We start from the raw sequence: 15,198 nt of genomic DNA, 5'->3' as shown, positions 1-15,198 counted from the left end.
ATTCTAAAATCTTTTTAAAATAAAGTTACACTATGAAACGAATCGCTGCTTACTTCCTGGTTGCTTTGCCATTGCTGCTTACGGCCAGTGTACTTGTTTCCTTTACGCGTCAGAGCGATGAAAGAATAAAGGGAAACGGAAATGTGAAACAGGAATCCCGGGATGCGTCTGCCTTTACAGATATCAGTACTTCCGGTGTTTATAAGGTGGTGATTGAACAGGGGAATACCCATTCTATCCGGGTAGAGGCAGAAGATAACCTGCTGCCATATATCCTGACAGATATTGCCGGTGGCGAATTAAGAATCCATTCAAAGAAAGGGTACAATATTCAGCCTACCAAAGAAATCAAAGTATACATCACCCTGCAGAAGGTAGATAAATTATCGGCCAGTGGCGCCGGTGGTTTTACCAGCAAGGGAAAGCTTACCAGCGACCGTATAGAGCTGCGGTTCAGTGGTGCGGCTGATGCCGACCTCGACATTCGTACCCATGAACTGAAAGTGGGCGTTGCAGGAGCCAGTAACCTTACCCTGAAGGGCAATACGGATAACGCCGATTATAGTATTTCCGGTTCTGCTGATATTTCAGCGCTGGATCTGTCCACTGAAAATGCGAAGATTGGTATTTCCGGTACCGGTAAGGCAGATGTATTTGTGCAGAAGAAACTGGACGTAGGCATTTCCGGTATGGGAAAGGTAAAATATAAAGGAGAACCGAGTATTACCCAGTCTGTGTCCGGCATGGGTAAGATCAGCAAGATATAATAACAAGTTAGATTTAGAGTATATAACGTGCAGGTAGTTCTCTACCTGCTTTTTCTTTTTTATATTTGTTGTTCGAATATAAAAATTTTAATTATGCCGTCCTTTGATATTGTTAGCAAAGTAGATTTACAGACACTGGATAATGCTATTAACACGGTGAAGAAAGAGATCACCAACAGGTTTGATTTCAAGGGTTCACATGTGGAGATTGAGCTGAATAAGAAAGAACTGGTGCTGAATATAGAGGTAGAAAGTGATATGAAACTGGGCCAGGTGCTGGATGTGCTGGTAAGCCGGACGATGCGCCAGGGGCTGGACGCCAGTATTTACGATCTGAGTAAGGAGCCTTACCAGAGCGGGAAGGTATTTAAGAAAGAAATACCGGTGCGTAATGGTATTAAACAGGAAGATGCCAAGAAGATAGTAAAGATGATCAAGGATGCCGGTTTAAAGGTACAGGCGGCCATTATGGACGATATTGTACGGGTAACCGGGAAGAAGATCGATGACTTACAGGAGGTTATACAAAAGGCGAAGGAATCCAATCTGGGTATACCTTTGCAGTATATTAACATGAAATCCTGATTTTTTTACGAATAATCTTTGGGTGTTAAAGAAAATTAGTTAACTTTGCACCCTGTATTTACAATAATTTTGATATGAAACAGGGAATCCATCCAGAAAGTTACAGATTTGTGATATTTAAAGATATGTCAAACGGCGAGAGCTTTTTAAGCCGCTCTACCGCTCCTTCCAAAGAAACTGCAAAGTGGGAAGATGGTAATGAGTATCCGTTGATTAAGTTGGAAATTTCCAATACTTCTCACCCTTTTTATACTGGTAAGAATGTGTTGGTGGATACTGCAGGACGTATTGACAAATTCAACAAGCGCTACGCTAAGAAAGCATAGTTTCTAAAGTAAAATATTTTTTAGAAAAATCCCATCGGCTTATCGATGGGATTTTTTATTTTAGTCCCCTATGGAGCGTAACTATATTCTTTTTGACACGCCCGTACGTGAGCTGTTATACCCCTTTACGCATACAAGACCCATTGCTGCCTGCAGAGTAGGAATACTCACCATACAGGAGAAGTGGGAGCACTGGCTGGGTACAGGTACTAGTCATTTCACCGTACCGCATCTGCAGGACAAATTTCCCCTGCTATACAAAGGCACCCCAACCGTTAACATCTTACTGAGTGGACATATACTGCCGGACGCCGGACTGGTAGCTGCTATCCGTGAGTTACAACCGGAAGAGGAGTTGTATAAAGACAACGAATTGCTGGCGAAAGCGGTGCAGGGGGAGGGGGCGCCTTTGCTGGCTCCGGGCGCCCGGAAAAATTATCCGGGGGAAGTACTGGGAATTTATAAGCCTTGGGATATCTTTGCGCTCAACGATAAAGCAATCAGGGCAGATTATCAGCTGCTTACAAAGGGCAGGGAATCTGCTATCTTATCACACACCAATCAACAGATCAATCATACGGACATTTTCGTGGAGCCAGGCGCAAAGGTAGAGTACAGTGTGCTGAACGCCGCTACAGGGCCGGTTTATATCGGGAAGGATGCGGAAGTGATGGAAGGCTGTATGATCAGGGGACCTTTTGCGATGGGCGAAGGGGCGGTATTGAAAATGGGGACTAAAATATATGGCGCCACTACATTGGGGCCGTATTGTACCGGTGGAGGCGAGATCAAGAACAGCGTAATGTTTGGGTATTCCAATAAGGGGCATGATGGTTACCTGGGAGATGCAGTGATAGGGGAATGGTGTAACCTCGGGGCCAATACATCGGGTTCCAACCTGAAGAATAATGTATCTGACGTGAAAGTATGGATGGAGGCGCAGGGAGAGGCCGTATCCGCGGGTAAAAAATGCGGTGTGCTGATGGGGGATTACAGCAGGTGCGGCATTAATACCATGCTGAATACGGGTACTGTGATCGGGGTATCGTGCAATGTGTTTGGCGGGCATTTTCCGCCGAAATTTGTGGGTTCATTCAGCTGGGGGGATCAGGCCACTTACCGTTTGGCGGAAGCACTGAAGGATGCCGTCAACTGGATGGCGTTGAAAGGGAAGGAGCTTACGGAAAAGGATAAGCAGGTATTGGAAGCATTATATGCACAAATAAATCAGAAAGACCTTAAAACTTAATATCACAGTATGAGAAAGAAAATTGTTGCAGGTAACTGGAAAATGAACCTTACGCTGGCACAGGGCGAGCAGTTGATCAACGATATCCTGCAGGCAGGACTGAAACTGAAAGAAGGACAGGAAGTAATAGTCGCTACTCCGTTTCCTTATCTGCAGAAAGCAAAATCGTTGCTGAAAAGCTATCCTGGTTTTTATGTGGCAGCACAGAACTGCTACAGTGAAAAATCCGGTGCCTATACCGGTGAGGTATCTGCTGAAATGCTGCAATCAATAGGTGTTGATTATGTTATTCTGGGTCATTCTGAAAGAAGGGAATATTTCCAGGAAAGCAATGCTATGCTGGCTAAGAAGATAGACCAGGCGCTGGCTAACGGTTTGAAACCTATTTTCTGCTGTGGTGAGCCGCTGGAAATAAGACAGGCAGAAACGCAGAATGCGTATGTGGCAAAACAACTGGAAGAAAGTTTGTTTCACCTTACAGAAGAGCAGTTGAAGAATGTGGTGATTGCTTACGAGCCGATCTGGGCTATTGGTACCGGTTTAACAGCCAGTTCCGCACAGGCGCAGGACATGCATGCGTTTATCCGTTCGCAGATTGCTAATAAATTTGGCCGTGAGGCAGCCTTGCATACTTCCATTTTATATGGTGGCAGCGCGAAACCCGGTAATGCGGCGGAACTCTTTGCCAGCCCGGATGTAGATGGTGGTTTGATTGGTGGCGCTTCCCTGGTGGCAGCCGACTTTGTGGCGATTATTGAGAAGTTATCTTAAGTAATTGAGAAATACGCAGTTATAATAACTGCGTATTTTTTTAGTAAATAATGCTAAAAATATTAGTATTTCTGAAAAAAGGTTGTATATTCGTATTGTCATTCTAACAGGAAGAATTAAAATATCAGGTTATGAATACGAATTATGAAATTTCGGAAGAGGTATTTGATTATTTGGTGGTAGTGAATCCGGATGCATTGGTTGCGAAAGATGTGACCCGTATCCGTCAGTTTGTAGCAACTGAGTTAAGCGATACGATGATGTCTGCTGCACCGGTTCATGTGGCCTTGTTCAGGTCTGCTTTCCCTGAGCGTTTCCAGGACGATTTTGTTGATATGCTGGAAGAGGTAGCGCGTAAACAGGCTGGCTTTGCCATCTATACGGCAAAGATTGATGCCCTGAGGCATGCGGACGGGCACAACAGTGTTTTCATCAATGTAGCCAATCCCAAGCCACTGATCGATTTACACCGCAGCATTATGCAAACTTTTGAATTGAAACCACAAACATTCAAGCCGCATATTATGCTGGCGAGAGGTTTGCAGGATGCGGAGGTAAATATGATCATGCCATTGCTGGCGCAGCAGATTTTTGTGCGCAGCTTTAACTGCCATTGTTTTAGCCTGTTGAAAAGACCGGCGTCCGGTGGTAAGTATGAGCGGGTGAAAGACTTTGTTTTTGGAGATATTGAGCACATGGTAGGTTCATTATTTAATTATGCTGCTGCATAAGCAGTGAACTATAGTCTGATTCAGGAATTACCGGATGGTAGATTCGCAGGATTGGTGAAATGTTACGGATAAAATAATTTGTTATCCCCTATATCAATTTTCATCAATGTTTGTTTCCCTCAAGTTAACCATCCTTTCATACTGTTGCTATTACAGTTTTTCAGCTGCTGTTGCAGGCTGGCTATAGAACTGTAGTGGTTATTAGATCCGTAGGCAAGCATTTTCATAGGTTGCTGCGTATCCATAAATCCGGTAAATCCTGGTTCAGATAATTGTTTGTTTAACCAATTCTTCTTTTTCTGGTATGCCCTGAAGGTTCCTGTCTGTAATTAGTTTTCCGGTTGTTTGTATCTTTGACGAATATTTAGTATGTTTTGAGTGGGAGCTGTATTCATGTGATATAACCCCATCCGAAGAAGACCATTACAGGGAAAATCGTTATAAATTTATGGCAACCAGGACAGTTGTACACAAAGAAATTATTGTGAAGGGCCGTGTGCAGGGAGTAGGATTCAGAGCTAATGCAAAGCGTGTAGCCGATTCAATGCATATACAAGGACAAGTTAAAAATCTGCTGGACGGAAGTGTATGGATACTGGCAGAGGGAACAGCGGAAGAAATGGAAGATTTTATTGCATGGTGCAGGTCGGGGCCTGCTATGGCTGCAGTGAAGGAACTGGAAATCACCGACGGTGATGTACAACATATCAAAGGGTTTACTATCCTTTATTCATAAATCCCTGGTCCGGTAACAGCAGGTGCTTCGTTACCTATGCCAATCAATCGCAGATAAAGCTATCCGTGACCGGCAGACAACAGGCGCAAAGAAATTTTACGGAGCAACGCAACTGAATACAACCGTGAAAATTTCTTTGCGCTTTTGTCATGCATGTTTATTTAGTTAGTACTGGTGTATTTCTTTTGGAAAGACTTATCCAGTGCGGCTTTTGGAACAACAATCGTGATGGTGTTTACTGCGAAGTAAGCTTCGGATACATTTACGTAGCCACCAAACGGACTGGAATTTTTACCCCATGAATTTTTTACCAGGAAGAATGTTTTACCCTTTGGTGATTTTTCTATTCCGGTAATGTGCATCAGGTGATCATCCTGTGTAATCAACTCTTCGTATAGCTTTTGACGTGAATCCTGTGTATATACGGGTTCAGTCATATCAGGATCGATACTATCTTTTTTCAGTGTGATTTCCGGTGAGGTGAGTAATGCAAATCCTTTGCTGCTGGCGAACCCGCGGTTGCTTACGTCTGCATCCCATAATACCGTATAGCCTTTTTGCAGGGCGGATTCCGTAATACCGGTCAGTTCCTTTACGGGCACATTGAAATAAGCGCCGTTGGAGAAATTATCCGGTACTTCAATGATAAAGGACTTGTAGAAAGGATGGTGTGTAAAGGAAGTCAGGAAAACATAATCGTCTTCATTGAACTTAACCACTTCCTTTGCAAAGCTTTGCGGAGTATATGTTTTGCCGTTATATTCAAAAGTGGCAGGAGGCGCTCCCATGTATTGATCGAGGATCCCTGTAAACTGTGATATCCAGTTATCCGGTACCGGCGATACTTTGATGATACTGTCGAGGTATTTTTTCATGGTCACCACCATTTCTGAGTGGTTGTGGACGGTGGCATTGCCTTTTAAGCCGCTGTAAACGCTTTCCGGTTCTATGCCATAGGCAGCTATGGAATGGATTACATCGTGTGCCAGTCCGCCTTCATCGAAACGGGCGAAGCCCTGGCGACGAACATAATTTTTGGCTTTTTCTATATAGATATTGCGGGCGGTAAACATTTCAGACAGATCCAGTTCCGGCAGTCCTTTTCGTAAACACTCCGATTCTACCATAGAAGTAGAGGAGAATGACCAGCAGGTGCCGGTCATGCCCTGGTTTTTAACCGGGGTGGCTGCATTGATTTTACCGTTTTCCAGATTGCTGATTACAACGCCCTTTTCCTGTGCACCTGCTGCTAAGGCGGTGAACACGGCAAGGGTTAAACAAAATGCTTTCATATGCGATTTCATTAAATTATTAACCTAAAGATAAGCGAACCCGTATAATAAAAAATACCATTACCGTATGAACGGTAATGGTACGGATGTAATCTGCAATAGAATGGCAGTAAATCAGTTTTGTATATCGGAATGATATGAGTTTGCAGAACCTTTTATGATCACCTGTTTTGTTTGCAGGTATTTCTGGTATTTGTTTACCACGTTGTCCGGTTGTTTAACATCATTGATGAACAGCCCGTTTTCATTTTTTTCTACCTTATAACCTTTTTTGGCGTCCAGGAGCTTATCTGCCTCCATTTGGGAGATCATTTCTTTATAAAAGGCGGCTCTTTTTTCACCTTCTTTCGCTCTTTCAGCCCCTTCTTTCGCTCTCCTTTCACCTTCCTTTGCTCTTTCAGCTCCTTCTTTCGCTCTTCTTTCTCCTTCTTTTGCTCTTTCATCGCCTTCCCTCGCTCTTAGTTCTCCATCCCTGTTTTTCTGGGTAACTTCTCTTTCCCTGGCGATATTTTCCCGTACCCTTGCGGCATTGGCGAGTGCTTCCGCCCTGTTTTTACGGGCTTCCTCCAGGGAGGAGGCAGCATGTTGTGTGGCCTGGCTGGCTGCTTTAAGACCCGCCTTAGTTTCTTTGCTTACCTTATCATAGAATTCCTTGGTGTTGATGCCAGCGTAAGCGGCCTGGAGATTTTTGTTGAGTGCAGCAAAATCAATGTTCTTCAGTGCTTCAGCGGCTTCTTTCTGTGCGGCGCTGATTTTGCCCCAGTCAATATTTTTCAGGGCTTTCACGCTTTCTTCCTGTGCCTTACGGGCTTCGGCAGATACTTCATCCCATTTAATATTTTTGGTGGCTTCGGCTATATCCGCCTGTACTTTTTTCATATTTACCTGGTTCAGCTGCTGCATGGCCTGCTGGATGCTTTTTTGTGCTTCCCGGATCTGCTGGCGTACTTCATCTTTGTTGACCTGGTAGTCGAATTTATAGTTGTAATTAAATGCCTGCGCTTTGTTGGTTGTTGCAGTGCGTTTATTATTCTTATTTACGTTTACCTGTGTATTTACATTAGTGGAAACGTTGCTCTGGTCTGTTACCTGGATATCTGAAAGGTCTACTGACAGATCCTCTTTTAATGGCGCCAGAGGTGCCACTGGTGGTAATGGTGCTGGCACAGGCTCAGGAGCAGTTACCGGTTCAGGAGCAGGTGTTGGTGGTGGCGCAGGAAGAACGGTATCTGTGGTAGCAATTTCCAGTTGTTCCCGGAATTTGCGGGTAGTTTCATCCGGTTCAACGGCGGCCAGCTTTTTCTGCGGAGCGCTGTCTTTTACAATTTTTGCTTTTGCCGGTTGCTGCTGGTCGTTATGATCTTTTCCTTTAGCAGGGTTTAGCCACGCAATAGAGATAAGGCCAGTGGCGATGATGAGTACGGCTAAAAATTTCTGGCTATAATTAAGGTGTTTAGTTTTCATTTCCATGATGCGTTTAATGCGGTGAAACAGATGTTGTTTACTGTCTGCAGCAGCCATAGTAAGCCGGTTGGCGGTAAGGCGGTATTCCTCCAACGCTACCAGTGCATGCGCATATTGCAGTGGTTGTACGGTGCTGGCTATAACCAGGTCGTCGCAACAATGTTCCCTTTCCATACGGATGATTTTGGAAATCAGCCATACAAAAGGATTGAAGAAAAGAATTGTTTCAACAATTGATTGGAAGATATTCAACAGATAATCGTTGCGTTTAATATGCGCCAGTTCGTGTAGCAGTACTGCTTCCAGCTGGGCTTCCGTAAGGTTATTCACCATTGCTACCGGTAAGAGGATGAGGGGTTTTAAAAATCCCAGCATCACGGGAACCTGTACATGCCTGGAGATGAGGAGTTTCACCTTGCGGGGAATCTGTAATCTGGCGGCCAGTTTATCCAGGTGTTTATCCCATGCTTCTCCCATGGGCTCTATCCGGGTAGTACGGATCTTACGGAGTTGAAACAGATCGGATAATAGTTTGACGATCATGCCGGCCATACCGGTAATGTATAGTGCTACCAGGAAAGGAAAACAAAGTTCAAGGTTGGGAAACAGCCATATCAGCGGGTCCTGGCTGGGATACACGGCGGTGAGATGAACCGTTTCCTGCGGAGTAAGGGTGCCACTGAAGTGTAGTACTGCTTCTCTTGCTTCCTGCAGTCGTTGCACATGCATATACAACGTAGCGAGGAACCAGGTAAAAATGCCCGAGAGCGAGAGCAGCGACAGATTGTATTTTATCCGTGCGCCTGCCTGTGGCCAGAGTTTTAATACTATCCGTAAGCAGGTATAGATGAAGAACGCCTGCCACATGGAATGAAGGATGGTCCAACCCAGGGCGCGCACGAAGTCGCCCGTAATAGGTAATACATTCATAGTACTAGATTTACCTGTTTTCCTTTTGTTCTTTTTCTATTGCAGTAAGATATTGCCGGATCTTTTCCAGTTCTTCTCCCGACGACTGATGATGGCCGAGGGCCTGCATAACCAGTTGTGAAGCCGAACCGCCAAAAACGGTATCTATCATTTTATCCAGTAATTGTTGCTGTGTTTTCTGCTGTGAAATGGCGGCAGTGTATACATGAGTTTTGCTGCTGGTATCGCGCTGCAACAGCTCTTTTTCATGCATGATCTGCATCAGTTTGAGGGTAGTGGTGTAGCCGGCATCTTTCGTTTGAGATAAGATATCATGTATCTCACGAACGGTGCTGGGGCCCTTTTCCCATAGAACGCCCAAAATTTCCAATTCACTTTCTGTAGGCCGGATCTGTTTCAAAGCAATGATTTATGGATGATGATTATTGTTGTACGAATATCTTCGTAAACAAATGTACGATAGTTTTCGTAATTGCAAAATATCGGGGAAGATTTTTTTAAAATTGCATTTTCTTTAACAAAAAGAGAGGGGAGGAAATGAGGCTTGCCAACGTTCAATCCCTGGCAGGCAGGGCCTGTTCCCTTCGCAGCTGCCGCGTGGTTTTCCGGCTGCCATCTGCACTCCAGCCGGGGGCATCAAAAATATAGTGCACGGCCTCACGTAAAGAACGGGCGTGCCGCACATCCCGCCAGATATCCAGCCATTCATGGGTGGCAATACGGAAGGGATTATAGGTGTGTATATTTTTAGTGAGACCATATACCGGTCGTTGCTTCTCCGGGGTGAAGGTACCAAACATGCGATCCCAGATAATGAGGATCCCCGCATGGTTCCGGTCCAGGTAATCGATATCAGAGCCATGATGCACGCGGTGATGGGAGGGCGTGTTGAACACGTACTCTATGGGCGCCGGTAATTTATGGATCACTTCTGTATGAATCCAGAACTGGTAAATCAGGCTGATGGCCTGCATGCTCATTACCATCACCGGATGGAACCCAACGAGCGGCATCCAGAGCCAGAAAGTAAAGGTGCCGGTTAAATTGCCGGTCCAGGTTTGACGCAGGGCGGTGGCGAGGTTGTATTTTTCAGACGAATGATGGATGACATGTGAGGCCCAGAAGAAACGGATACTATGACTGCTGCGATGGAACCAGTAGTAACTGAAATCATCTGCAAAAAAACATAATACCCATGCCCACCAGGTAAAGCCCAACGTAAACAGCCGGAACTGGTAAAGAAAAAGATAGATACCAAAAATAACGGCTTTGGTGAAGATCCCGATAAACACATTGCCCAGGCCCATTGCAATGCTGCTGAGGGCATCTTTGGGCTCATACATATTTTTTTTATCGATGGCCGTAAAAACGATTTCCAGCAGTATCAACAGCACAAATCCGGGAATGGCATATGTTATCAGGTCGGGAGGCATATGTGGAAACTTTCTGTTACGGAAGTTACCGATTTTTTGCCGGGCTTCCCGCGGTGATGAAAGCAAAAATGCAGCGGAGAAAAAGTTTCCCCGCTGCATTGTAGTATTAAAAACAGGCACTATTTAAATGTTCTCTCTGCGCGGCTCACGGCAGACGTACCAAACCAGCCCAGGATCCTCGTTTTACCGGAAGGAGTGGTATTATGTACATTGCTTTTTACGTTTTCCAACACTTTGGCAAATAATCCGCCGGAATTTACCTGGTTATTTACCTGGGTAAGGAAATCGTAGCTTGGGTGGGTGAGGGAAAGCATTCTTACAATGGCCTTTTCATTTGCCTGGAAAGGTTTATCATAGTCAGTGATGCCTTCTCTTATCGGTAAAATGAATGTGTTGCCATCGGAAACGCCTTCATCGTAGGAACCGTCAATGGAGAAGTTATCTTCCAGGCGCCTGAGCGTATCATTACGGTAGGAGCGGATCCAGTAATAATCTGTTGCACCGGCCAGGTCCCTGGCGTGGAACTTGGCGTAGTAGCCTTCTTTGTTGCTGATAGATTCCTCTTTTGTTTTGAATTCATAAGAGATAGAATCTATGGTTGTTACTCTTTTGATACTGTCGAACGCTTCAAATATTTCACCTTTGAATTCCACATGCAGCTTGTATCCGTGGCCTATAACACCGATAGCTTTGTTGGAAGCGTTGTAGGTGTATTTGTTGTCTTTGAACAGGAACGGATAAGACTCGCCGGTGGTCAGGTCAAACAGGGTGATCTTCGCATCATCGATGATGGGAGCCGGGCTGTTATCCGTATAAGGAACCGACATGGTAAACTTGATGGTTTGTATACCGGCTTCATTGGTAATCCATGCATCCAGTACCGGGTAGGATATTCCTTTCGCAATGTCCAGGTCAATCTTGTCTTCGCAGGCGGTGAAACCTGCAGCAACAGCAAACAATATGAGGAATAATGACTTTTTCATCTGATCTTGAATTTTGGACAATTAGAACTTGAAGTTATATGTGATACCAGGGATAATAGAGCCTATGATAGACAGGCGTACTGCTTCCCGTTTGGTAGGATCATCGTCGTTTTGTTTAAAGTAGATGGTGTAGGCATTTCTGCGGCCATATACGTTATACAGTGAGAATACCCATTCTCCTTTCCAGCGTTTCAGCTGTTTGCCTTTCAGTGTCATAGACAGATCCAGTCTGTGATATGCAGGCAGGCGGTAGTTGTTGCGTTTCTCGGTACTGTTGTAAGGAATGTCCCAGTCCTGGAATTCCAGCCTGTTATCCGCGAAAGTTCCCGGTGTGCCGGAGGCGAATACCCAGTTGGCCGACAGGGAGGTACGTTTCGTGAAAGTATGTGTTAACACCAGGTTCAGGTTGTGGGTGCGGTCGTAACGGTTCAGGAACCATTCATCCATACTGATACCGATGGTTTTTCTTTCTGTGCGTGACAGCGTATAGCTTACCCAACCGGTAGTTTTGCCGATATCTTTTTTCGCATAGAGTTCCAGTCCATATGCACGTCCCTGGGAAGGCAGCAGATCTGCTTCGATAAGAGGGTTCAGCTGCAGGTTGGCGTTGTCGATGTAATCCAGCTGGTTGTCGGTGGTTTTATAAAACACTTCGGCCGACAGTTCGTAGGCATCGTTAGGTGCATTGTAAAAGTAGCCTGCGGTATACTGGTCAGACACCATTGGTTTGATATTGTTGGTGCTGGGCGTCCAGATATCCAGGGGAGTAGGGGATGCGGTGTTGGACAGCTGGTGCATGAACTGTGTAGTTCTGCTATAGGCCAGCTTCACGGCGTGTTCATCTGTAAACGCATACCGGGCACTGATCCTGGGTTCGAAGTAATAGTAACCTTTGATCAGGTCATTGCCATTGTAGTCTTTGCTGCCTATTAATCGCTTGCGGATGCCTGGTGTGGTATCATTAAAATAGTAGGCAGTTCCTTTACCGATGAACTGATAGGCAGATAAACGGCCTCCGTACTGGATCCCGAATTTCTTTGTTGGTTTAAATTCATGATCCAGGTATACGGCTGATTCCAGTGCGTGCTGATCATTAATTTGTTTAACGTGTTTAAGTGATCCTTCCGTGCTGGTACCTGTACCTGGTTTAAAGGTGTAATAAATGCCTTGTACCCCGAAATGCAGGCTGTTGGCGGCATTGATGTAATAGGTGAAGGAAGGTTTTACACCGTAGTTGATAATGTTAGATGTCCAGTCGTATCCCTGTGAATCTTCATTGGTTGCTTTCTTGGAATCGTTGTTGAACTTCAGGCTGTAATCATACTTACTATAATAAGTAGTAAAGTTCATGAACAGGCGGTTGGTGAATACGTGGTTCCATCTTACGGTGGCGGTAGTGTTGCCCCAGTTCATGTTTATATCTTTTCCAAAACCAAAAACGTCTCTGCCAAAATAACCGCTTACAAACAAGGAGTTATTTTTATTGAATTTGTAGTTGGCTTTGGCGGTGAGATCGTAGAAATTGAGCTTGGTATCTTTCATATCCCCCTTTACAAAAGGTTTCATCAGGATATCTATGTAAGATCTTCTGGCGGCCACTATAAAGGAGGATTTATCCTTTACCAGCGGGCCTTCCACCGACAGGCGGCTGAAGATGTTACCAATACCGCCGTTTACGTTGAAGTCCTGGTTGTTACCATCTTTCATACGGATATCCAATACGGAAGAAGTTCTGCCACCGTATTCAGCGGGGAAGCCACCTTTGATGAGGTTGAGGCTTTTAACAGCATCCGGGTTGAATACAGAGAAGAAGCCAAGCATGTGGGTGGAGTTGTATACAGGCGCTTCATCCAGGAGGATGAGGTTTTCATCGCTGTTACCACCGCGTACGTTAAAGCCGGAAGCGCCTTCACCAACGGTGTTAACACCGGGGAGGGTCTGGATGGCCCGCAGTACATCTACCTCACCCATGAAGGTGGGCATCTTTTTCATTTGCTGTATATCCAGTTTGTTGATGCTGGTATTCAGGGTATTAACGGTCCGTTCCTGTTTCTGGCCGTTAACCGTTACTACGTTCAGCTGGCTGCTGGTGGCTTCCATGCTTACATCGAGTGTAACGTTCTTTCTCAGGTTAACGGTTGTTTTATAGGTACCGTAGCCCATATAAGAGAACTGCAGTTCGTGTTCTCCGGCCGGAAGCGTAAGGGAATAAAATCCGTATTGGTTACTCACGGTACCCAGACTGGTGCCGCTTTTGCCAATGGAAATGCCTACCAGGCTTTCCCCGTTTTTCTTGTCTTTTACATAGCCGCTTACGGTATATCGTTGCTGCTGTGCGGTTGCTGATTGTCCTGCGAGGATCAAAATGAGCAGAGACAGCAACATGGTTGCCTTAGTTTTCATAAAAGTCAGATGCAGTTTTATATTATGTCTGTTGCATTTTTGTAGCATGCATATAAGACGTTGCAAAAATATGTTACCCCTACGGCGATAAATTATTTTTTTAAATCATAATTGTGTTATAACACGATTTAACGAAAAAAGGAAGGCTCATGCCTTCCTTTTTCAATAAAATGTAAGCCCCTGTTAATCCAGGATGGCACAGTTAAACCCGAGCCGGGTTACAAAATCTATAATAGTTTGTTCTGCCAATGATTGAGGGCTTACAATGCGTAGTACTTTGTCACAGTCTTCCAGGTCTACGCTACAGGCATTTACGGTAAATTGTGCTGAAATGGCGTCAATCACATTGTTTCTATCCTGAACAGTTGTAATATTGGTACGGAATATTCCCAACATAGATGATAATTTTTTTGAGTATTCGGAATATTTTTATGCAAATTTGCTACTGTTATCCCATATAACTGTTACACGAGACGGATTATCAATTATACGAAACGGATTTTTTTATGGGCGTAGTTATTACAGATGATGCCAATCAGGTATTGCTAACGGAAGAAATTCCTTTCGATTACCATAAGATCCGTTCCAGGGGAATGATTGAAGAAACCCAGGAACTGCAAAAGGATTTTGGCTCTGCAACTGTGCACGAATATAACTTCGAAGGCACCAGTATTGCCTGTTGCGAGGCACAGGTTTACGAGAATATCCATATTTCTTCGGATTTTATGGAACCCCTGGTGATGCTCCTGTTCATGGAACAGGGAGATATTACTACCACACTGGGTGGCATTTCAGACAATTTCAGGTTTTCCACACAGGAGCATAATCTTATGTTTAGCCCGGCGCAAACGGAGACGATAGCGGTAAAGAAGCAGCGGGACATTCATTTTTTGGGCCTGAGCTTTACACCGGCGCGTTTCCTGGAGCTGGCGGAGAATAATGGGCGGGTGCTGGATGGATTGGCCAATAACGTGGCCGGGAATAAATCCGTTACGCTGGCAGATAAGTATAATCCCCGGATCACTCCCCGTATGAAGATGGTGATGGAGGAGGTGCGTCAGTGTAAATTCCAGGGAGGTTTGAAAAAGCTGTTCTTACAGTCGAAAGCTATGGAGTTACTGGCTTTGCAATGTGAGCAGATGGAAGCGACCCAATCGTCCGGTACGCCTTTACGCAGTAAAATCACTCCGCAGGATGTGGAGAAGCTGTATTACGCGAGGGACCTGGTGATACAGCATGTGCAACAGCCACTGAGCCTGGAGGAGTTATCGCGCAAAGCCGGATTGAATGAATTTAAGCTGAAATCAGGCTTTAAAGCCATTTTTGATAATACGGTATTTGGTTATTTGAACGACCACCGCCTGGAACTGGCCAGGGAACTGATACAGGGAGGCGATTTGCCCATGTCGCTCATTGCGGAACAGGCAGGGTATTCATCTCCGCAGCACTTCAGTACTGCTTTCCGTAAGAAATTCGGGATAAGTCCCGGGAAAGTCAGGGGTTAAAAATAAAAGGGACAGGAGAAACG

15 protein-coding genes are annotated in these 15,198 nt (G+C 45.0%); 8 read left to right on the top strand and 7 right to left on the bottom strand.

The genetic code is table 11. The features are described from left to right. Nucleotides 1-32: 32 nt before the first annotated feature. The 7 genes from V7S65_RS10850 (at nucleotide 33) to V7S65_RS10820 (ending at nucleotide 5,165) form a co-directional block, all read left to right on the top strand. A complete protein-coding gene (locus V7S65_RS10850; RefSeq protein WP_336387121.1) occupies nucleotides 33-767 on the top strand; it encodes a head GIN domain-containing protein in 735 nt (244 codons plus the stop codon). Between the two features lie 93 nt (nucleotides 768-860). After that, entirely contained in the window at nucleotides 861-1,352 is a 492-nt protein-coding gene (locus V7S65_RS10845; protein WP_079473369.1) for a YajQ family cyclic di-GMP-binding protein, read from the top strand. A gap of 74 nt (nucleotides 1,353-1,426) precedes the next feature. Further along, the gene (locus V7S65_RS10840) at nucleotides 1,427-1,678 is read left to right on the top strand and encodes a type B 50S ribosomal protein L31 (protein ID WP_079473370.1); all 252 of its coding nucleotides are present in this window, start codon (nucleotides 1,427-1,429) and stop codon (nucleotides 1,676-1,678) included. Nucleotides 1,679-1,748: 70 nt separating this feature from the next. Further along, nucleotides 1,749-2,927 carry a putative sugar nucleotidyl transferase gene (locus V7S65_RS10835; RefSeq protein ID WP_336387122.1) on the top strand — a complete coding sequence of 393 codons (1,179 nt, stop codon included), beginning with the start codon at nucleotides 1,749-1,751 and terminating at the stop codon, nucleotides 2,925-2,927. A 9-nt stretch (nucleotides 2,928-2,936) separates the two neighbouring features. Beyond that, nucleotides 2,937-3,698, top strand: a complete 762-nt coding sequence (gene tpiA / locus V7S65_RS10830; RefSeq protein ID WP_336387123.1) for a triose-phosphate isomerase — start codon at nucleotides 2,937-2,939, stop codon at nucleotides 3,696-3,698. Between the two features lie 131 nt (nucleotides 3,699-3,829). Continuing rightward, nucleotides 3,830-4,429, top strand: a complete 600-nt coding sequence (locus V7S65_RS10825) for a 2'-5' RNA ligase family protein (RefSeq protein ID WP_079473373.1) — start codon at nucleotides 3,830-3,832, stop codon at nucleotides 4,427-4,429. A 448-nt stretch (nucleotides 4,430-4,877) separates the two neighbouring features. Beyond that, nucleotides 4,878-5,165 (top strand): acylphosphatase, encoded by a 288-nt coding sequence (locus tag V7S65_RS10820; protein ID WP_079473374.1) that lies wholly within the window; start codon nucleotides 4,878-4,880, stop codon nucleotides 5,163-5,165. A gap of 161 nt (nucleotides 5,166-5,326) precedes the next feature. Here V7S65_RS10820 and V7S65_RS10815 read toward each other — a convergent pair whose 3' ends face one another. From V7S65_RS10815 to V7S65_RS10785, 7 genes are all read right to left on the bottom strand, one after another. Then, nucleotides 5,327-6,457: a C1 family peptidase gene (locus tag V7S65_RS10815; protein WP_336387124.1), complete on the bottom strand. Its 1,131-nt coding sequence runs from the start codon at nucleotides 6,455-6,457 to the stop codon at nucleotides 5,327-5,329. A gap of 114 nt (nucleotides 6,458-6,571) precedes the next feature. Next, nucleotides 6,572-8,851, bottom strand: coding sequence for a M56 family metallopeptidase (locus V7S65_RS10810; RefSeq protein ID WP_336387125.1), 2,280 nt, complete (start codon nucleotides 8,849-8,851; stop codon nucleotides 6,572-6,574). A 10-nt stretch (nucleotides 8,852-8,861) separates the two neighbouring features. Next, nucleotides 8,862-9,251 (bottom strand): BlaI/MecI/CopY family transcriptional regulator, encoded by a 390-nt coding sequence (locus V7S65_RS10805; protein ID WP_079473376.1) that lies wholly within the window; start codon nucleotides 9,249-9,251, stop codon nucleotides 8,862-8,864. Between the two features lie 154 nt (nucleotides 9,252-9,405). Next, nucleotides 9,406-10,284 (bottom strand): sterol desaturase family protein, encoded by an 879-nt coding sequence (locus V7S65_RS10800; protein ID WP_336387126.1) that lies wholly within the window; start codon nucleotides 10,282-10,284, stop codon nucleotides 9,406-9,408. Nucleotides 10,285-10,403: 119 nt separating this feature from the next. Further along, entirely contained in the window at nucleotides 10,404-11,267 is an 864-nt protein-coding gene (locus V7S65_RS10795) for a DUF4249 domain-containing protein (RefSeq protein WP_111579047.1), read from the bottom strand. Nucleotides 11,268-11,288: 21 nt separating this feature from the next. Beyond that, entirely contained in the window at nucleotides 11,289-13,670 is a 2,382-nt protein-coding gene (locus tag V7S65_RS10790; protein WP_336387127.1) for a TonB-dependent receptor, read from the bottom strand. A 183-nt stretch (nucleotides 13,671-13,853) separates the two neighbouring features. Further along, entirely contained in the window at nucleotides 13,854-14,066 is a 213-nt protein-coding gene (locus tag V7S65_RS10785) for a hypothetical protein (protein ID WP_079473379.1), read from the bottom strand. 110 nt (nucleotides 14,067-14,176) lie between these two features. Between V7S65_RS10785 and V7S65_RS10780 the strand changes: the two genes are divergently transcribed. Beyond that, a complete protein-coding gene (locus V7S65_RS10780) occupies nucleotides 14,177-15,175 on the top strand; it encodes a helix-turn-helix transcriptional regulator (RefSeq protein WP_079473380.1) in 999 nt (332 codons plus the stop codon). The last annotated feature ends 23 nt before the right edge of the window (nucleotides 15,176-15,198 follow it).

It is taken from the genome of Chitinophaga sp. CCNWYY40, from assembly GCF_037483205.1.
Lineage (GTDB): Bacteria > Bacteroidota > Bacteroidia > Chitinophagales > Chitinophagaceae > Chitinophaga > Chitinophaga ginsengisegetis.
The sequence above is the reverse complement of the archived record's forward strand: the minus strand, read 5'-3'. Positions and strand labels throughout refer to the sequence as shown.